This window comes from Xanthomonas sp. NCPPB 1826 (genome assembly GCF_056725285.1).
In genome coordinates this window covers 3,306,286-3,323,999 of the sequence record NZ_CM161521.1, presented here as the reverse complement: position 1 = coordinate 3,323,999, position 17,714 = coordinate 3,306,286, and the positions used below count along the sequence as shown (strand labels likewise).

Genomic DNA, 17,714 nt, shown 5'->3' with positions numbered 1-17,714 from the left:
CTGTCGTCTCGATCAAATCTGGATAATTCCCGAAAACAACCTGGACGCTGCAGGTCGAGGATGTCGGTCGAGATTGGCTCGTGTGCTCCGACATCATGATTCCACAAATGACCGCGCCTCGTTGTTTCCGCGCCCTGCGTAATGCGGCAATCGCCATGTTGCTGGGCGGCTGTTCATTGACGCCGACTTACCAGCGACCGGCGGTGACCGTGCCGGGCACTTTCGGCAGCCAGCAGGCAGTGGCCGCTGTGGAACCGAGCGAGTCGGTGGGGATCGAGCTGAATCTGAAGGAACGCGCGTTTGTGCAGGCGTTCGCACCGGATCGCGATCTGCGGCCGTTGCTGCAACGCGCGCTTGCGCACAACAGCGACTTCCGTCGCGCCGCCTTGCAGGTGGAGCAGGCACGGGCGCAGTACCGTATCGAGCGCGCCGCGCGCGTGCCAAGCATCGGCGTGGGTGCACAACAGGTGCGGCAGCGCTTCGACGATCCGGCCCTGGACGCGCGCTACGCGCAGGATCTGGTCGTTGCCAACGCCGGCATCGGCAATCTCGAGCTGGACTTCTTCGGCAAGCTGCAGGCCATGTCCGAGGCGGCGCGGCAGCGCTATCTGGCCAGCACCCATGGGCGCGATGCGGCACGGGGCGCGCTGGTTGCCGAGGTGCTGCGCGCCTACACCACCGAACGCGCAAGCAGCCAGGCGCTGCAGCAGCTGCAAGCAGCCGATGCCGACAGTGCTGCGCTGCTGGCCATCGCACAGCGGCAGTACCGGATCGGGCTGATCGCGCGCGACCAGCGCGATGGCCAGCAGCGTCAGGCCGATCAGGCCCATGCCGCGGCCTTGCAGGGCGCCGACGACCACGCTGCGGCATTGCGCGCGCTGCAACTGCTGGTTGGCTACGACAGCTTGCCGGTGCCGGGCGACCTGCAGCGCATGATTGCCGCAGATACACCCAGCACGGCGTGGCGTGCGCTGGATTCCTCGTTGTTGCTGCAACGCCCGGACATCCAGCAGGCGGAGCTGGAACTGCGCGCGGCAAACGCCGACATCGGCGCCGCACGCGCCGCGTTCTTTCCATCGATCACCCTGAGCAGCAGCGTGGGCACCGCCAGCGATGGCTTGAACGGGCTGTTTTCCGCCGGCCACGGTATGTGGAGCTTCAGCCCGCAATTGAACCTGCCGCTGTTCGACGGCGGCCGTAACCGCGCCAATCTTGCCCTGGCGCAGCTGCGCCAGCGCGCCGATGTCGCGGCCTACGAACAGGCGATCCAGTCCGCCTTCCGCGAGGTCGCCGATGCGCTCGACGCGCACGCCACCCTGGCCGACTCCGAACCGCGTGCACGTGCGCAGGCCGAGCGCGAGCAATCGCGCATGACACGGCTTAGCAGGCGCGTGGAGGCAGGCCTGGAAGATCGCACCACGCTGCTGACCGAGCGCCTGCGCGCCACGCAGGTGCAACTGGACTACCTGACCACCGCACGCCAACGCCTGTTGAGCCGGATTGCCTTGTTTCAGGCGTTCTATGGCGTTTGCCTGCCATCCCTTTCTTGATCGCTGACGGAGATTTTCATGGCCATCCTGTTTTCCATGCAGTTGCCTCGTGACACCACACTGCGCGCCTGGCCGTTCGTTGCCAGCCTGCTGCTGCCATGCCTTGCGCACGCGCAGACCGATCTGACCGGCAGCTCGCGGCTGTTGGGCGACCACACCGATCTCACCGTGGGCGCGGCAGCGGTTGCGGCACCGCGGTATGCCGGCGCCGAGCGCGCGCGCGTGCAGGCCAACCCGGTGCTGGTGGTCCAGCGCGGCATGCTGTTCTTCGACACCGCGCGTGGCGCGGGTCTGCAGTTCCAGAGCGATTCCGGCTTCTATCTGTCGCAGTCGCTGTATTACGACCTGGGCCGCCTGCAACGCGACAGCGACTGGCGTCCGGGTTCGCGCGTGCTGGCCGGCATGGGCGATGTACCGGGGTCGGTCACCGCACGCACACTGGTGATGCAGCGGATCACGCCGTACATGAACGTCAACGCGGAAGCCGAATTCGCGCTCAAGCAGGACGCACGGCGCAACCGCTATCGCGCCGGCGTGGAGTTCACCCTGCTGCATGGCGCCAGCGACACGGTGACGCTGGATCTGGATGTGCATGCCGGCGATCGTCGCTTCAACCAGGCCTATTTCGGGGTCACCGACGCGCAGGCGGCGCGGACGCGCTGGCAGGCCTTCAGTACCGGTTCCGGCGTGTATGCCGCCGCGGTGGGCAGCAGCTGGACGCATGCGCTGGGCGATCACTGGGCCACCACCGTGAGCGTGACCGGCACCCGCTATGCGGACAACGCCACGGACAGCCCGCTGGTTGCACGCCGCAGTTTTGTCGGCGGCACGGTTGCAGTGACCTACAGCCGCTGAGCGGCACATGGCAGGGGATAGGGTGATGATGGATGTTCTTCGCACCATGGTGTGTTGCGGTCTGTTGCTGGTGCTGGCCGGCTGCAGCCCGCCGGATGCGCCGGCGGCCGAGACCCCGCGGGCAGTCAAGCTGGAGCGCTTCGGCTCCGGCCGCGATGGGTGGCTGCAGGTGCCGGCAATGGCGCGTCAGCAACAACGGGCCGAGTTGGCGTTCGAGAGCGGCGGACGCATCGCCGCCGTGCTGGTGGATGTGGGCGACCGCGTAGAGAAAGGGCAGGTGCTGGCACGCCTGGATGCCGAGCCGCTGCAATTGCGCCAGCAGCAGGCCGACGCCAACCTGCGCGCGGCGATGGCGCAGTCCGGCGAGCGGCAGCTGCAACTGCGTCAGCAGCACGCCATGTTCGACGATGGTGCCAGTTCGGCGGCGACGCTGACCGCCGCCCGCGCGGCGGCGGATGCGGCAACCGCGCAACTGCAGGTGGCAAAGGCCGACCTGGCGCTGGCGCGGCGTGCATCGCGTCTTGGCGAGCTGCGCGCACCCTTCGATGGCGCCGTGGTCGCACGCCTGCAGCAACCGCAGGCCGATGTGGGGGCGGGGCAGGCAGTGTTGCAGCTGGAAGGGCAGGCGCATCTGCAATTGCTCGCCAATCTGCCGCCTGTTGCTGCCGCCGGGCTGACGCCTGGGCAGACCGTGCAGGCCACGCTGGCCGACGAGCCTGCGGTGCCGCTGACATTGCGCCTGCGCAGCCTGTCCAGCCGGCTGGATAACGGTGCCACTGCGCTGGCGATTCTGGAGGTGGTGCGCGCGCCGCACGCGATGCGCAGTGGCGACAGTGTGCTGCTGCAGTTGCCCGCGCAGGCTGCGAGCACGCCCAGTGTGCCACTGTCTGCGGTACTGCCCAGGCTCAATCGCCAACGGGCCAGCGTGTTCGCGTATCAGCCGGCACAGCGGATCGTGCGCGAGCGCGCAGTCGAGCTCGGGTCGATCGTCGGCGGCCGCATCCAGGTCCGGCGCGGGCTGCAGGCCGGCGATCAGGTGGTCAGCGCAGGCGTGGGCTTCTTGATCGATGGCCAGCCGGTGGCGCCGTTGCAGATGCAAACCAAGCTGAGCGGAGGGCAGGCGCCATGATGCTGACCCGGATGGCGATGAGGTCGAGCCGGCTGACCTTGTTCGCGGCAGTGATGATCCTGCTCGGCGGCATCGTGGCGTTCGTCGGTTTTCCCTCGCAGGAAGAACCCTCGGTCACCGTGCGCGACACCATTGTGTCGGTGGCGTTTCCGGGCATGCCCAGCGAGCAGGTGGAAACCCTGTTGGCGCGCCCCCTCGAGGAGCGCCTGCGCGAACTGGCCGGCATCAAGCGCATCGTGAGCACGGTGCGGCCAGGCAGCGCGATCGTGCAGCTGACCGCCTACGACGATGTGCAGGATCTGCCGGCGTTGTGGCAGCGCGTGCGCGCCAAGGCCGCCGAGGCGGGTGCGCAACTGCCTGCGGGCACGCAAGGGCCGTTGGTCGACGATGACTTCGGACGGGTGTCGGTGGCCTCGATCGCAGTCACCGCACCGGGCTATTCGATGAGCGAGATGCGTGGGCCGCTGCGGCGCCTGCGCGAGCAGCTGTATACCCTGCCGGGCGTGGAGCAGGTGGCACTGTACGGGCTGCAGGACGAGCGCGTGTATGTGGCGTTCGATCGCGCGCGGCTACTGGCGACCGGACTGAGCCCTGCCAGCGTAATGGCGCAGTTGCGCTCGCAGAATGTGGTGGCCTCCGGCGGGCTGGCGACGGTGTCCGGGCTGGCGATGACGGTTGCGACTTCCGGGGAGATACGCTCGCCTGCGCAGTTGCGGAACCTGTTGCTGACCTTGCCGACACCCAATGCCAATGGCGTGCGTGAAGTGGCGTTGGGCGAGCTGGCGCAGGTACAGGTGACGCCTGCCGATCCGCCGGAAAGCGCTGCCGTCTACCAGGGCCAGCCGGCGGTGGTGGTGTCGGTCTCGATGAAGCCCGGCAGCAATATCGCCGATTTCGGCAAAACGCTGCGCGCCAAGCTGGACCAGACCGCGCAGGAATTGCCCGCAGGTTTTGCGCAGCACGTGGTCACTTTCCAGGCCGACGTGGTCGAGCGCGAGATGGGCAAGATGCACCACGTCATGGGCGAGACCATCGTCATCGTCATGGCGGTGGTGATGCTGTTCCTGGGCTGGCGCACCGGCCTGATCGTCGGCGCGATCGTGCCGTTGACCATCTTCGCCTCGCTGATCGTCATGCGCGTGCTGAGCGTGGAGCTGCAGACGGTGTCGATCGCGGCGATCATCCTGGCGCTCGGCCTGCTGGTGGACAACGGTATTGTCATTGCCGAAGACATCGAACGCCGCCTGGTTGCCGGAGAACAGCGCCGTCAGGCCTGCATCGACGCCGGCCGCTCCCTGGCCACCCCGTTGCTGACCTCATCGTTGGTGATCGTGCTGGCGTTCTCGCCGTTCTTCTTCGGCCAGACCAGCACCAACGAATATCTGCGCTCGCTGGCTACCGTGCTCGGGGTGACCTTGCTGGGCTCGTGGCTGCTCAGCATCACGGTGACGCCGCTGTTGTGCATGTATTTCGCCAAGGCACATGTCGCACACGGCAGCGAACAGGAACCGTCGCGCTTTTATCGTGGCTACCGCCGCCTCATCGAGCGCGTGCTGATGCACAAGGCGCTGTTTATCGCCGGCATGGTGGCGATGCTGGCGGTGGCGGTCGCGGTGCTGGTGTCGATCCCCTACGACTTTCTGCCCAAGTCCGATCGTCTGCAGTTCCAGATGCCGGTGACCTTGCAGGCAGGCAGCGATACGCGTGAAACCCTGCGCACGGTGCGCGCGCTGAGCCGCTGGTTGGCCGATCGGCGCGCCAACCCGGAGGTGGTGGACAGCATCGGCTATGTCGCCGATGGCGGCCCGCGCATCGTGCTGGGCCTCAATCCTCCCCTACCGGCGGCCAACATGGCGTACTTTACCGTGAGCGTGCGCCCAGGCACCGATCTCGATGCAGTGATAGCGCGGGCACGTGCGCATGTCCGCAGCCACTTCCCCACCGTGCGCGCCGAGCCGAAGCGGTTCTCGCTGGGCGCGACCGAAGCCGGCATGGCGGTGTATCGCGTGGTCGGCCCCGACGAGACAGTACTGCGCAGCAGCGCCGCTGCGATTGCAAAGGCGCTGCGCGCGTTGCCGGGCACCGTGGATGTGCAGGACGACTGGCAGGCGCGCATTCCGCGCTACGTGGTGCAGGTGGACCAGCTCAGGGCGCGGCGTGCCGGGGTGAGCAGCGAGGACATTGCGCAGGCGCTACAGGCGCGCTACAGCGGCGTGGATGCCTCGTTGTTGCGCGACGATGGCAGCTCGGTGGCCGTGGTGTGGCGTGGCAGTGCGCAGGAACGCGCCGCCGACGGCACACCTGGCGACACCCTGGTGTACCCGCAAGCAGGCGGTGCGCCGGTGCCGCTGGCGGCGGTCGCCACGGTGCTGCACGACAGCGAGCCGTCGGCGATCCAGCGGCGCAACCTGAGCCGTGCGATCACCGTGACCGCACGCAACCCGCAGTTGACCGCGACCGAGATCGTCGAGCGCCTGTCGGTGCCGATGGCCGCGCTCAAGCTGCCACCCGGTTATCGGCTGGAGATCGGTGGCGAGCTCGAGGATTCTGCCGAGGCCAACCAGGCCCTGCTCCAATACATGCCGCACGCACTGGGCGCGATCCTGCTGCTGTTCGTTTGGCAGTTCAACTCGTTCCGCAAGCTGCTGATCGTGCTGTCGGCAGTCCCGTTCGTGCTGATCGGTGCGGCACTGGCTCTGGTGATCACCGGCTATCCGTTCGGTTTCATGGCGACCTTCGGTTTGCTGGCGCTGGCCGGCATCATCGTCAACAACGCGGTGCTGCTGCTGGAACGCATCGAAGCCGAGCTTGCCGATGGCCTGCCACGCCGCGAGGCGGTGATTGCCGCAGCGGTCAAGCGGCTGCGCCCGATCGTGATGACCAAGCTCACCTGCATCGTCGGCTTGATTCCGCTGATGCTGTTTGCCGGTCCGCTGTGGACCGGAATGGCCATCACCATGATCGGTGGCCTGGCGCTGGGCACGCTGGTGACGCTGGGCTTGATCCCGATCCTGTATGACCTGTTGTTCGGCCTGCGCCTGCCGGCGCGTGCAGCGGGTGTGGCGTAAATCCGGGCGGGCGAGGGCAGCGGCGCAATGATGCTGGCGAGATGGTGGGCGGCATCGTCGATGCGTGATCGCGCGACATGCTGCACATCGCACATCGCACATCGCACACCGCACACCGCATGGTGCAGCGCTGACGGGGCGGGCCATGCAGGCGCGGGCCGCTGCCGCCATACTGGCGACTGAGAGACACGACCAAGACCCGATGAGCAAAGCCAAGAAGAAAGCTGCACAGCAGGCGGTACCCGCGCCTGCGCCGGTATATCAGCTGCATGTTTCGCTGGTGGACAGCGCGCCGTTGATCTGGCGCCGCGTGCTGGTGGCCGGAGCGCTGCGCCTGGCCACGCTGCATCGCGTGCTGCAGCCGCTGATGGGCTGGAGCGGTGCGCATCCGTACGAATTCGACCTGGGCGGCGGCCGCTACGGCGAATCCGGGCTGGATGTGCCGGAGCGGCCACGGCTCAAGCATGCTGCCCGGGTCAGCATCGAAAGCGCGGTGGGCGAGCTGGAGCGTTTCGACTATTTCTACGGTGCCGGCGCGGGTTGGCAGCACCGCGTCCAGGTCGAGGCGATCCTGCCGCCGGACGCGAGCCTGCGCGCGGCCCGTTGCGTGGACGGCGCCAATGCCTGCCCGCCGGAGAGCGGCGAAGGAATCGACAGCTACCAGGCCTTGCTGCGGATCATCGCCGACCCGGAGCATGCGCAACATGTGCAGGAGCTGGCCACCCTGGGCGGGCGCTTCGATCCGGGCCATTTCGATCTGGTCGAGGTCAACCGCCTGCTCGCACGTGTCCGCGAATGAGCGCGACCGACGCCGCATGACCCGGGCAACCGGAACCGATGCGACGGGCCGGTTGCCTGCCGCGCACATCGCAGCCTGCCGTGCGGGTGATGCTGCAGCAACCCGACGCCAGCGCCACTGCAGCTTGACGCGCGATCAGCTAGCCTGATCTCCCGGTTTTTCCCGAAAGTGTCTGCGATGTTCCGCTGGTTCGAATCCCTGATCGATGTCTTCCCGCCGATCGAGCGGGAAATGCCGCCGCGTAGCGTGTGGCGGTTCTATCTGCATTATCTGCGGCCGTTATGGCCGATCCTGCTGGCCACGCTGATCGCCGGGCTGCTGCTGGCCCTGGTGGAAGTGGCGATGTTCGACTTCCTCGGGCGCATCGTCGACATGCTGGCCGAGCGGCCGGGAGCGGACTTCTTCCGCCGGCATGCCGGCGAATTGCTCTGGATGGCGGCGATCACACTGGTGGCGCGCCCGCTGTTCACCGGGCTGCACAATCTGCTGGTCAACCAGGCGATCGTTCCGGGCCTGAGCAATCGCTCGCGCTGGCTGATGCACAACTACGTGGTACGGCAGAGCCTGGGCTTCTTCAACAACGATTTCGCCGGCCGGATCGCCAACCGGGTGATGCAGACCGGGACCTCGCTGCGCGAATCGGCAGTGCAGATGGTCGATGCGCTCTGGTACATCGTGGTCTATACCGGCAGCGCGCTGTGGTTGTTTGCGCAGGCCGACCCCTGGCTGATGCTGCCGCTGCTGATCTGGCTGGTGGTGTATGTCGCGCTGATGGCGTTCTTCGTGCCGCGCATGAAGGCGCGCGCGTGGATCGCATCGGACGCACGCTCCAAGGCCACCGGGCGCATCGTCGACGGCTACACCAATATCTCCACGCTCAAGCTGTTCGCCCATGCCGGCCGCGAACAGGCCTATGTGCGCGATGCGATCGACGAGCTGGCGGTGAAGCATCGCGGGCAGACGCGCGTGACCACCACGATGGATACCGCCATTGCGGTGGCCAATGGCTTCCTGATCGTGGGCACCTGCGGGCTGGCGTTGTGGCTGTGGAGCCGCGGCCAGATCAGCGTCGGCGCGATCACGCTGGCCACCGGCCTGGTGATCCGCATCCACAACATGTCCGGCTGGATCATGTGGACGGTCAACGGCATCTTCGAAGACATCGGCAGCGTGCAGGACGGCATGCAGACCATCTCGCAGCCGGTGCTGGTGCAGGACGCGCCCGACGCCGTGCCGCTGCAGGTGACACACGGCCAGGTGCAGTTCGAGCACATCCATTTCCATTACGGCAAGCGCGGCGGCGTGATCGCCGGGCTGGACCTGCAGGTGCGTGCCGGCGAGAAGATCGGCCTGGTCGGGCCGTCGGGCGCGGGCAAGTCGACCCTGGTCAACGTGCTGCTGCGGCTGTACGACCTGGAGCAGGGGCGCATCCTCATCGACGGGCAGGACATCGCCCAGGTCACCCAGGAAAGCCTGCGCGGGCAGATCGGCCTGGTCACCCAGGACACTTCGCTCCTGCATCGTTCGATCCGCGACAACCTGCTGTATGGCAGGCCGCAGGCCAGCGACGTGCAGATGCTGGAAGCGGTGCGCAAGGCGCGCGCGGAAGGCTTCATCGACACGCTGGTCGATGGCGAAGGCCGGCGCGGATTCGATGCCTATGTGGGCGAACGCGGGGTCAAGCTGTCGGGCGGTCAGCGGCAGCGCATCGCCATTGCGCGCGTGCTGCTGAAGGATGCGCCGATCCTGATCCTGGACGAGGCCACCTCGGCGCTGGACTCGGAAGTGGAAGCGGCGATCCAGGACAGCCTGGACGCGTTGATGGGCAACAAGACCGTCATCGCGATTGCGCACCGCCTCTCCACCATCGCGCGCATGGACCGGCTGGTGGTGATGGATGCCGGACGCATCGTCGAGACAGGCACGCATGCGCAACTGATCGCGCAGGGCGGCCTGTATGCACGGCTGTGGGCACGGCAGACCGGAGGGTTTGTTGCGGCGGATGGGTGAGGCGAACGATGCTTGATTGCTCGATGCGAGAGGTCGCAGGCGGGCGTAGTAACTTCGAGATCTAGCCCCTCTCCCGCATACGGGAGAGGGATGGGGTGAGGGTACGGGGCGAAGCCACGCGCTGGTCGGCCATACGAGGCTTCGCCCGTACCCTCATCCGCCCCTGCGGGGCACCTTCTCCCGAGGGGAGAAGGGTCACTTGTTCTCCCCTCGGGAGAAGGATCAATCACTCGATCGGCTGGTCCAGCATCAACTCGCGTGCAAAGCGCACCGGTGGGGCGCCGTAGGACAGCATCTGGTCGTGGTACGCCTTCAGGTTGAAGTCCTTGCCCAGCTTGTCCTGCACGGCCTTGCGCGTGTCCAGATGTTCCTGCACGCCGACGAAGTAGGTCGGCAGCTGCGCGGACGACAGCTGCGCACGCACCCACTTGCCCGCGGCTTCGCTTTCCTGCTGGAAGGTGTCGTGGGTCATCAGGTGCATCGCCTTGTCGCGTTCCCAGCCATCCACATGCACGCCCTGATCGAGGATGGCGTTGGCGATGGTGCGCAGGTAGAACTTGAGCTGCACCAGGTGGAACAGCGGGTCGTTATCCAGATAGCCCTGTTCCTGCATCATGCGTTCGGTGTAGACCGCCCAGCCTTCGGCGAACATGCCCGAGCGCAGCACCGCGCGCAGCGTGGAGGGGAACTTGGCCGAATGCCAGCCTTCCAGGTAATGGCCCGGGGTGCCTTCGTGGATGCTGAGCAGGTGGATCATGCGGCTGTTGTACTCGCGCAGGAACGAATCGACCTGCTTGTCGTTCCAGTCGTCGGGAATCGGCGAGACCGCATAGAAGGTCTTGAGATTCTTGTCGAGCGGGCCCGGCGAATCGCAGTACGCCACCGCCACGCCGCGCTGGAACTCCGGCATCAGGATGATGTCCACCGGCGAATCGGGCAGCGTCATCAGATCCTTCTGGCGCACGAACTCGGTGGATTGCGCCAGGGCGGCCTTGGCATCGTCCACCACCTTGTCGCGTGCCGGCTTGTCGGCATAGGCCAGTTCCAGCGCCGCCTCGATCGCGGCCTGTTGCTGGTCCTCATTGGGCGTCTCGGGCAGTTTGGGTGCACCGGGCTTGTCCTTGAGCACCGTGCGGGCAATGCCGTACATCTCGCTGCGGACGCGCTTGAGCTCGGACTCGGCGCGCTGCTTGATCTCGGCGCGCGACAACGACGACAGCAGCGCGAATTTCAGCTTCTGGTCGTAGATCTGCGCACCGACGCGGAAATCGCCCTTGGCATTGGGCACCAGCACGGTATCCAGCCAGGTCTGCTGCTCGGCCACGGCCTTGCGCAGGTCGTCGATGGCGGCCTGCGCGCGGGCCGCTTCGATCGGGCCGAGCTGGCCGATATTGGGCGCGATGAAGGTATCGACGATGCTGAGGATGCCCTTGTTCTGCTTGGCCACCGTTTCGGCATGGATCTTCGGCACGCGGGCCGGGTCCAGGTTGGCGCGCGCCTGCGCAAAGATGCCGGGAATCTTCTCCATGCGCTGCGTGGCGGAGCTCAGGCGCTCGGACAGCGGCGCGAAGTCCCGCGCCATCAGGCCATACAGCGCGCTGCCGGCCAGGCCGTTGTAGACCTGCGGGTCCCAGGCCCAGCTCTGCAGCACCTCGGTGTTCCAGATTTCCGATTGCAGCTGGTTGCGCAAAATGGCCGCATCGACCTGGTTCTCGCGCGACAGCTTGGCCACCTCGATGGCATCCAGCTCACTCAATAGCTTCTTGCCGGCCTCCAGGCTGCGCTGGCGCCCGGCGGTGCTGAGATCGTCGATCTGCGTGTCGAAACGGTGATCGCCGGTCTGAGTGGCGGTAACCGGCGACAGCTGCATCCAGGTGTCGAGCGCGCGCTTGGACAGCGCCGCGAAGCGCGCATCCGGCGTCTGCGCAGCCTGCGTCGCGGCATCGGAGGTGCCGGCGCGCGGCGATTCGGGCTGCTGCTGGCAGGCGCTCAGGCCGGCGAGCAGGGCGAGGACAAGCAGACGTTGACGCATGGTGGATTCCGATGGAAGCAATCCGCCAGCATAGGCATGTGCGCGCTTGTCCGCATCCGCCATTGGTTTAGAGTGGCCGCTTTCAAGGAGGATCACCATGCACGACGCCGACAGCTGTCATTGCGGACGCATCGCGTTCGACCCGGACACCGATGCGCCGAACCCCGAGGCGTGCGAGCGCACGTGTGCGTCATGCCGTCGCCGTGGCGGCCTGCTGCGGCCCGGCATGCGCGCGCCATTGCGCCTGCAGGTGGCGCCCGAGATGCCGGGAATCCATCGCTTCAACCGGCAGCATGCCAATCACCACCACTTCCCGCAGCGCGGCGGTGCGCGCTTCAACGCGGGCGTGCGTTGCAGGGCCGGCGAGCCCGGTGTGGCGGTCAAGCTGCGCGGCGTGTCCGCGCCGGGTCTGGCCGTGCAGAGCATGCACGCGGCCGATGGAGCCAGCCAATGAGGCACCGGATGCAGTGGTACGCGGTCGGCCTGTTGCTGGGCTGGGCGCTGAGCGGATGTGCCAGGCCGTCGGGCGAAATGGCGGCAGACGGCGGCGCGCCGGCGCCGGCACCGTCCGCCGCGCAAGGCAATGCGCTGGCGTATGAGCACGATGTACGCATCGAACTGCCGGCCGATCAGATCGATCAGCGCATCGCCGCGGTACGCACTGCCTGCCAGTCGGCGCAGTTCGGCGACTGCGCGCTGCTGGCGGTGGAACAAACCGGTGGGCGCGACCCCAGCGGCAGCGTCAGCGTGCGGGTGGTGCCGGACGGCATCGAGCCGATGGTGCAACTGGCCGGCCAGCATGGCGATGTCGCCGCGCGCAGCACGCGTGCCGAGGATCTGGCGCAGCAGATCGCCGATACCGGACTGGCACAGGCGCGCCTGCAGAAAGAACATGCGCGCCTGCTCGAACTGCAGCAACGCCGCGACCTGGCCGTGACCGATCTGCTTGCCCTGTCCAAGCGGCTTGCCGAGATCGAGGCCGAAGCGCAGCAGACCCAGCAGGACGCCGCGCAGCAGCAACGGCGCGTGCGCACCCAATTGCTGACGCTCAATTTCCGCGGCACCGGTAGCGAGCAGGGCAGGGGCGAGATTGCCGAGGCGGCAGCCGAGTTCGGCCAGGTCTTCGCAGCCAGCGTGGCCTTCGTGATCCGCGCAGTGGCGGCGTTGCTGCCGGTGCTGGTGCTGGGGGTGATCGTCGGCTGGCTGCTGCTGCAGGCATGGCGCTGGCGTGCGCGGCGGCGCCGGATGTCATGATCCACTGCGTAGCTGGTCGGCGATGCCGCATCGGCTGCGCGTGTGTTTGAACATGCGCGTGGCCTCGAAGATGTAAGTCGACGAAGTGCGCGTGGTAGGGCGATCTCAGTACTAGTTGCGCTGTTTGAACGCGATCGCGGTACAGCGCGTGGTGTGCAACCTCTCCAGACACCGACTGCGCGCAAGCGCAGCGCAGTCGGTCCGGAGCCGGCTCAGCCTTCGTCGAATTCGTACTCGACAAATACGTCCAGCTGCAGGGCCAGTTCCTGCACGGCGTCGCGCACCTTCTGCGCAGTGGCATCGTTGCCGGCTTCCACTTCGAACTCGTGGCTGCCCGGACCTTCGTCGTCGGACAGGCCGGCCGAGCTGGAATCGTCGTCGTCCAGGTGCGGCATCAGGTCGTCGACTTCTTCCACGTGCTCGATGCCTTCGATGCTCTGCAGCAGGTTGGCGATGGCACGCGCGTCGTCGTCGGTGCCGGTGATACGCATGCGAAGAGTAGGCATGGGTGTGTCCTGGGGATTGGGGAGCTAAAGCCTAGGCACCGACAGGACAAAACGAGGTGATGGTGCGCGCTGCCTGCTCCATCGAGTAGGTAAGCCGTCGAGCGCTCTTGCCGCTCGCGATAAGCCCCTTCCTGTGGGGTGACTAAAGCAACGCTTGCGCGCCACTGACGCGCGCGTCCTCAAATCCCCCGGCGCACCCAAAAAAAACTCTCTCCTGCGGGAGAGGGGTTGGGGTGAAGGTACGAGGCGAAGCCACTTGCACTCAAACTGCGCCAAGGCTTCGCTCGTACCCTCATCCGCTGCATCGGATGCACTTCTCCCGGAGGAAGCAACAACAGCCGCGCCAAGCTTCGCTGCTACCTCTTCGTACACCTTCTCTCCGTGAAGGAGGACGATGTCCCGGAGGCAGAGATGCAGAGGTAATGCGCGCGTAGGCGGGCAAGGACGATTGCTGCGCAACCTCATTCCGTTGCCGACGTTTTGCGTGATCGTCGCTGCGTGCGCGGTGTACTCGACGTCTCGCTTGCCGGCAACGCCACCAGCTCCGCCGGCAGTGCCGGCATCGGGGTGCGCTCGTCCAGCGCCTCGCGCTTGAGCCAATCGATAAACGCCATTGCCGCAGGGCCGGGGACGCGGTGGCTGGGGTGCACGATGTAGTAGGCGTAGCGTGCCTTGAGGGTGGGGCCGGGCAGGCGTACCAGCTCGTAACGCTGCAGGTACGGTTGCGCGATGTGCTTGCGCGCCAGCACTGCGCCCAGGCCATAGACCGCAGCGCGCATCGCGTCGGTGCTGTCGTTGAAGGTGTGCATCGGCGGCAGCGTGGTGCCGCGCACCTGGGCGGCACGGAACCAGTCGCGCCAGCCCTGCGGCGACATGTCGGTGAGCAGCGGCAATTGTGCGATCTGCGCCGGCGTGCGCAGCGCAGCGACCTCCGGCAGTGATGGCGAGGCCACCGGAAACAGTTCGTCGTCCATCAGATGATGCGAGGTCAACCCGGGCCAGGCGCCCTGGCCATAGCGGATGCCGAGATCCGGGCCGCCTTCTTCGAAGCGCGAAAATGCCGCGTCCGATTGCAGATCCATGCGGATATGCGGATGCGCGCGACAGAAGCGCGGTAGCCGCGGCAACAGCCAGCAGTACGACAGCGAGCGCAAGGTGGTCACGCGCAGCGGGATGGCATCTTCGCGCGGATGCAGGTTGCCGGCCACCGAAGCGATCTCGGCCAACGCAGCGGTAGCGGCGTCAGCCAGCTGGCGGCCCTCGGCGGTGAGCTTGACCCCGCGCGGCAAGCGCTGGAACAGGGTCACGCCAAGCAGCGCTTCGAGCTTGCGCACATGGTGGCTGACCGCACTGGCGGTCAGATGCAGTTCTTCGGCGGCATGCGCGAAGTTCTGGTGGCGCGCGGCGGCGGCGAACACGCCCAGCGCGGGCAGCAAGGTGGGGCGCAGGTTCATCGAGGCATGAGTGAGATTTGTGGCTCGCCTCGATACTACGCGCTTGTCGCGCCTGCGGTTGCAACCGATGCTGCAGTACCCCATCGCGATGATCGTGCCATGTCCGTCTGCCTGCCTGATGTTGTCTTTTGTGGTTTCAGCACATCACGGCAGCGTGCGCAGGTGCGGCCATGAGCGCGCAACCGGCGACGCAGCCGGCGGTTGCGGCACGCGAATGGCGCACCCCGCTGGAGTTGGGGTTTCTCGGCATCGTCTGGGGTTGCTCGTTCCTGTTCATGCGTGTGGCCGCACCCAGGTTCGGCACCGTGGCGCTGGTGGAAATCCGCCTGGCGCTCGGTGCATTGGTGCTGTTGCCGTTCCTGTGGCTGGCGCGCGAGCGCTTCCCCCTGCGTCGCTGGCCGATGCTGGCGGCGATCGGCGTGCTCAACTCCGCGTTGCCGTTTCTGCTGTTCGCCTGGGGCGCGCAACACGCGCCGGCCGCGATCGGTGCGATCTGCAATGCGATGACGGTGTTGTTCACCGCATTGATCGCCTTCCTGTTCTTCGGCGAGAAGATCGGCACGCGTCGCGCGCTGGCCTTGCTGATCGGTTTCATCGGCGTGCTGGTGCTGGCCACCGGCAAGTCGGCCGGGTTGAGCGTGGGGCCGGCGGCACTGGCGGGCGCCACCGCGTCGCTGCTGTACGGCATCGGCTACAACCTGGTGAAGCGCCACATGGGCGATTTGCCGCCGGCCGCATCGGCGGCGTCCACGCTGGGTTGCAGTGCGCTGCTGCTGGCACCGCTGGCCTGGTTGCAGTGGCCAACCACGCCGGTGCCGGCAGTGGCGTGGGCCTGCGCCACCGCGCTGGGCGTGGTGTGCACCGGGTTGGCGTTCCTGATGTATTACCGCCTGATCCAGCGCATCGGCCCCGCCCGCGCCTCCACAGTGACCTATCTGGTGCCGGTGTTCGGCGCACTGCTGGCATGGTCGCTGCTAGGCGAGCCGCTGACCTGGACCATGCTGGTGGCCGCAGTGCTGATCCTGGGCAGCGTCGCCTTCAGCCAGCGCGCCCGCTAGGCACGCGCGCCCCGCTTTACGATTCCCGATTCCCGACTCAGCCAGCCGGCGGCGTCCGCACCGGCAACGGCACATTGCACAGATCGATATGCCCGGCCGGGCGCTTGTAGAAATCGTCCCTGCGATTGCGGCGCGCTTCGGCCACATCGCGGAAGGTCTGGCTGTCGGTGCGCAGCAACTGCAGTGGCGTGCGTTCGGGCATGGGCACCTCTCTGGCCAGGCGAATGGCGCGGATCGGCGAGCGCTGCGCGGGGTCTTCGTAGAAACCCATCGGGTCCGGGCCGCGCGGGATCACGCTGAGCAACTCCATGCCCTTGACCACGCGGCCGACCACGGTGATGTTGCGGTCCAGCTGGCGCGGCGATTGCCCGGTGACCACATACAGCTCGGCGCCGATGCTGCTGTCTTCGTCGTTGTTGCGGCCGGCGCCCAGGGTGCCGTAGCAATGCGCCAGCCAGGTCTTGCCGCTGGCGCTGTCGCGCCCTACCGGGAAGCCGTCGACAAAGCCCACCTGCGCTGCCCAGCCATCGCTGTCGGGCAGGCGCTGGAAGTCCAGGCCCTGCGACGGGCGTTCGAATTCGGCCGGCAGGTGCGTCTTCGCCGAGCCCAGCGACTTGGCCTTGGCCGGCGTCTCGCCATCCGGGTCGCCGAACTGCACCACGAAGTTGTCCTGCGAACGGTAGATGCTGAGCCCGTCCCAGAAGCGCTCGTGCGCCAGGGTGCGGATGTTGCCCACGTGCGCGGGCGCAAACTGCGGCGCCAGCTCGATGATCACCCGTCCGCCATCCAGTTCCAGGTACAGCGTGCGCTCGGGGTCGAGCACGCGCCAGGCGCTGGCCGGCGAGGCATCCAGGATCTGCTGCGGGCTGCGATAGGCCGCGTTGGCGGCAGCGGGTAATACCAGGGCAAGCAGGCAGGCGGAAGCAACAGTGCGCAGAAGCATGAAGGCAGCCAGCGGGAGGGATGCCCGATTCTTGCCGACCACGCGTCTGGACGCAAAGCGCCTGGACACAGAATGCATGTACGCACAGCAAGACGCCGGCGGAATGCGCCGGCGTCCTGCTGTCACGCGCATGCCTGCCGCAGCTGTGCGCTTACGGGTTGTTGCGCACGTGCGGGCTGGTGTGGTGAACGTTGGCGTCATGGTCGTTACGGAACAGCGGGACCAGCTGCCACAACGCAGAGATGCCGACCAGCGTGTAGACCACACGCGACAGCAGGGCATCCTGGCCGCCGAACAGCGTGGCGACCAGATCGAACTGGAACAGGCCGACCAGGCCCCAGTTCAAGCCGCCGACGATAAGAAGCACCAGGGTGATGACATTGAGCGTTTTCATGAAGACAGACCGTGTGGGTTGGGAGACCCCAGAGTCCGCATGCCGCGCGCAACACCTCGTGAGCGCGCGCGAGGGCATGACGGGCTTGCGCACGCCACGATCACGTCCAGCCGACGCGCGTGAAACCCATGCAGCGTGTTGAACATCCGGCAGCACGCCGAACGCCCAGTGTCAGCGTGCCGGTTTGCGCCTGACGTACAACTGCTTGCGCACCCGCGCCACCACCTCGCCCTGGCGGTTGTGCACCACGTTTTCGAACCAGCGCAGATGTTTTTCGCCATTGGCGGTGGCGGCGCGCAACTCGGCCAGCACGCTGTCGTCGATGACGAACTCCGCGCTGACCGTACCGCGCCCGGGTTTGACGAACTCGATGCTGCCGGCCTTGTCCCACACGTAGTAGTCGCGCCCCAGGTTCTGCATGGTCAGCAGCATCCAGAACGGGTCGGTCATCGCGAACAGGCTGCCACCGAAGTGGGTGCCGACGTAATTGCGATTCCACGGCCGCTGGCGCAGTTCCACGCGTGCGTAGCGGTAGTCGACCGACAACGCGGTGACGTGGATGCCGGCGAACAGGTACGGCGGCCACAGGTTGATACCGAGCTTGAACAGTGAAGCACGCATGCGGCCAGGGTCCATGGCGGGGCGGGCCTGCAGCATACCAT

The 17,714-nt window shown here is 66.9% G+C and carries 15 protein-coding genes; 9 read left to right on the top strand and 6 right to left on the bottom strand.

The features are described 5' to 3' along the window. Nucleotides 1-95: 95 nt before the first annotated feature. The 6 genes from AC1PLA_RS14050 (at nt 96) to AC1PLA_RS14025 (ending at nt 9,411) form a co-directional block, all read left to right on the top strand. Nucleotides 96-1,550, top strand: coding sequence for an efflux transporter outer membrane subunit (locus tag AC1PLA_RS14050; protein WP_481104777.1), 1,455 nt, complete (start codon nt 96-98; stop codon nt 1,548-1,550). 36 nt (nt 1,551-1,586) lie between these two features. Beyond that, a complete protein-coding gene (locus tag AC1PLA_RS14045; protein WP_311547858.1) occupies nt 1,587-2,405 on the top strand; it encodes a MipA/OmpV family protein in 819 nt (272 codons plus the stop codon). 25 nt (nt 2,406-2,430) lie between these two features. Then, nucleotides 2,431-3,534, top strand: coding sequence for an efflux RND transporter periplasmic adaptor subunit (locus AC1PLA_RS14040; protein WP_481104776.1), 1,104 nt, complete (start codon nt 2,431-2,433; stop codon nt 3,532-3,534). Continuing rightward, the gene (locus AC1PLA_RS14035) at nt 3,531-6,602 is read left to right on the top strand and encodes an efflux RND transporter permease subunit (protein ID WP_481104775.1); all 3,072 of its coding nucleotides are present in this window, start codon (nt 3,531-3,533) and stop codon (nt 6,600-6,602) included. The genes AC1PLA_RS14040 and AC1PLA_RS14035 overlap by 4 nt, the downstream gene beginning before the upstream one ends. A 202-nt stretch (nt 6,603-6,804) precedes the next feature. Beyond that, nucleotides 6,805-7,401, top strand: coding sequence for a plasmid pRiA4b ORF-3 family protein (locus AC1PLA_RS14030; RefSeq protein WP_481104774.1), 597 nt, complete (start codon nt 6,805-6,807; stop codon nt 7,399-7,401). A gap of 177 nt (nt 7,402-7,578) precedes the next feature. Continuing rightward, nucleotides 7,579-9,411 carry an ABC transporter ATP-binding protein gene (locus AC1PLA_RS14025; RefSeq protein ID WP_065032500.1) on the top strand — a complete coding sequence of 611 codons (1,833 nt, stop codon included), beginning with the start codon at nt 7,579-7,581 and terminating at the stop codon, nt 9,409-9,411. Nucleotides 9,412-9,637: 226 nt separating this feature from the next. On the opposite strand, the gene AC1PLA_RS14020 is transcribed toward AC1PLA_RS14025, so the two are convergent. Further along, entirely contained in the window at nt 9,638-11,443 is a 1,806-nt protein-coding gene (locus AC1PLA_RS14020) for a DUF885 domain-containing protein (protein ID WP_481104773.1), read from the bottom strand. A 97-nt stretch (nt 11,444-11,540) separates the two neighbouring features. Here AC1PLA_RS14020 and AC1PLA_RS14015 point away from each other — a divergent pair, with 97 nt between their 5' ends. Next, entirely contained in the window at nt 11,541-11,897 is a 357-nt protein-coding gene (locus tag AC1PLA_RS14015; protein WP_481104772.1) for a GFA family protein, read from the top strand. Then, nucleotides 11,894-12,697: a DUF4349 domain-containing protein gene (locus tag AC1PLA_RS14010; RefSeq protein ID WP_481104771.1), complete on the top strand. Its 804-nt coding sequence runs from the start codon at nt 11,894-11,896 to the stop codon at nt 12,695-12,697. Before AC1PLA_RS14015 ends, AC1PLA_RS14010 begins: the two co-directional genes overlap by 4 nt. 212 nt (nt 12,698-12,909) lie before the next feature. Here the strand turns inward: AC1PLA_RS14010 and AC1PLA_RS14005 are convergent, their stop codons facing one another. Together AC1PLA_RS14005 and AC1PLA_RS14000 are read right to left on the bottom strand one after the other, a co-directional pair. Beyond that, the gene (locus AC1PLA_RS14005) at nt 12,910-13,203 is read right to left on the bottom strand and encodes a hypothetical protein (protein ID WP_005994696.1); all 294 of its coding nucleotides are present in this window, start codon (nt 13,201-13,203) and stop codon (nt 12,910-12,912) included. A 461-nt stretch (nt 13,204-13,664) separates the two neighbouring features. After that, nucleotides 13,665-14,657, bottom strand: a complete 993-nt coding sequence (locus AC1PLA_RS14000; RefSeq protein WP_104622911.1) for a LysR substrate-binding domain-containing protein — start codon at nt 14,655-14,657, stop codon at nt 13,665-13,667. A 170-nt stretch (nt 14,658-14,827) separates the two neighbouring features. Here AC1PLA_RS14000 and AC1PLA_RS13995 point away from each other — a divergent pair, with 170 nt between their 5' ends. Next, nucleotides 14,828-15,715: a DMT family transporter gene (locus AC1PLA_RS13995; protein ID WP_039522286.1), complete on the top strand. Its 888-nt coding sequence runs from the start codon at nt 14,828-14,830 to the stop codon at nt 15,713-15,715. Nucleotides 15,716-15,752: 37 nt separating this feature from the next. Here the strand turns inward: AC1PLA_RS13995 and AC1PLA_RS13990 are convergent, their stop codons facing one another. From AC1PLA_RS13990 to AC1PLA_RS13980, 3 genes are all read right to left on the bottom strand, one after another. Continuing rightward, nucleotides 15,753-16,658 (bottom strand): peptidylprolyl isomerase, encoded by a 906-nt coding sequence (locus tag AC1PLA_RS13990; RefSeq protein ID WP_481104770.1) that lies wholly within the window; start codon nt 16,656-16,658, stop codon nt 15,753-15,755. A gap of 151 nt (nt 16,659-16,809) precedes the next feature. After that, complete coding sequence (locus tag AC1PLA_RS13985; protein ID WP_102256569.1) at nt 16,810-17,052, bottom strand: DUF378 domain-containing protein; 243 nt, start codon at nt 17,050-17,052, stop codon at nt 16,810-16,812. A 171-nt stretch (nt 17,053-17,223) separates the two neighbouring features. Beyond that, a complete protein-coding gene (locus AC1PLA_RS13980; protein ID WP_481104769.1) occupies nt 17,224-17,673 on the bottom strand; it encodes a DUF4442 domain-containing protein in 450 nt (149 codons plus the stop codon). Between the last annotated feature and the right edge of the window lie 41 nt (nt 17,674-17,714).

Coding starts and splice junctions, on each gene's coding strand:
- AC1PLA_RS14050 (WP_481104777.1), top strand. CDS start 96: ATGATTCCACAAATGACCGCGCCTCGTTGTTTCCGCGCCCTGCGTAAT.
- AC1PLA_RS14045 (WP_311547858.1), top strand. CDS start 1,587: ATGCAGTTGCCTCGTGACACCACACTGCGCGCCTGGCCGTTCGTTGCC.
- AC1PLA_RS14040 (WP_481104776.1), top strand. CDS start 2,431: ATGATGGATGTTCTTCGCACCATGGTGTGTTGCGGTCTGTTGCTGGTG.
- AC1PLA_RS14035 (WP_481104775.1), top strand. CDS start 3,531: ATGATGCTGACCCGGATGGCGATGAGGTCGAGCCGGCTGACCTTGTTC.
- AC1PLA_RS14030 (WP_481104774.1), top strand. CDS start 6,805: ATGAGCAAAGCCAAGAAGAAAGCTGCACAGCAGGCGGTACCCGCGCCT.
- AC1PLA_RS14025 (WP_065032500.1), top strand. CDS start 7,579: ATGTTCCGCTGGTTCGAATCCCTGATCGATGTCTTCCCGCCGATCGAG.
- AC1PLA_RS14020 (WP_481104773.1), bottom strand. CDS start 11,443: ATGCGTCAACGTCTGCTTGTCCTCGCCCTGCTCGCCGGCCTGAGCGCC.
- AC1PLA_RS14015 (WP_481104772.1), top strand. CDS start 11,541: ATGCACGACGCCGACAGCTGTCATTGCGGACGCATCGCGTTCGACCCG.
- AC1PLA_RS14010 (WP_481104771.1), top strand. CDS start 11,894: ATGAGGCACCGGATGCAGTGGTACGCGGTCGGCCTGTTGCTGGGCTGG.
- AC1PLA_RS14005 (WP_005994696.1), bottom strand. CDS start 13,203: ATGCCTACTCTTCGCATGCGTATCACCGGCACCGACGACGACGCGCGT.
- AC1PLA_RS14000 (WP_104622911.1), bottom strand. CDS start 14,657: ATGAACCTGCGCCCCACCTTGCTGCCCGCGCTGGGCGTGTTCGCCGCC.
- AC1PLA_RS13995 (WP_039522286.1), top strand. CDS start 14,828: ATGAGCGCGCAACCGGCGACGCAGCCGGCGGTTGCGGCACGCGAATGG.
- AC1PLA_RS13990 (WP_481104770.1), bottom strand. CDS start 16,658: ATGCTTCTGCGCACTGTTGCTTCCGCCTGCCTGCTTGCCCTGGTATTA.
- AC1PLA_RS13985 (WP_102256569.1), bottom strand. CDS start 17,052: ATGAAAACGCTCAATGTCATCACCCTGGTGCTTCTTATCGTCGGCGGC.
- AC1PLA_RS13980 (WP_481104769.1), bottom strand. CDS start 17,673: ATGCGTGCTTCACTGTTCAAGCTCGGTATCAACCTGTGGCCGCCGTAC.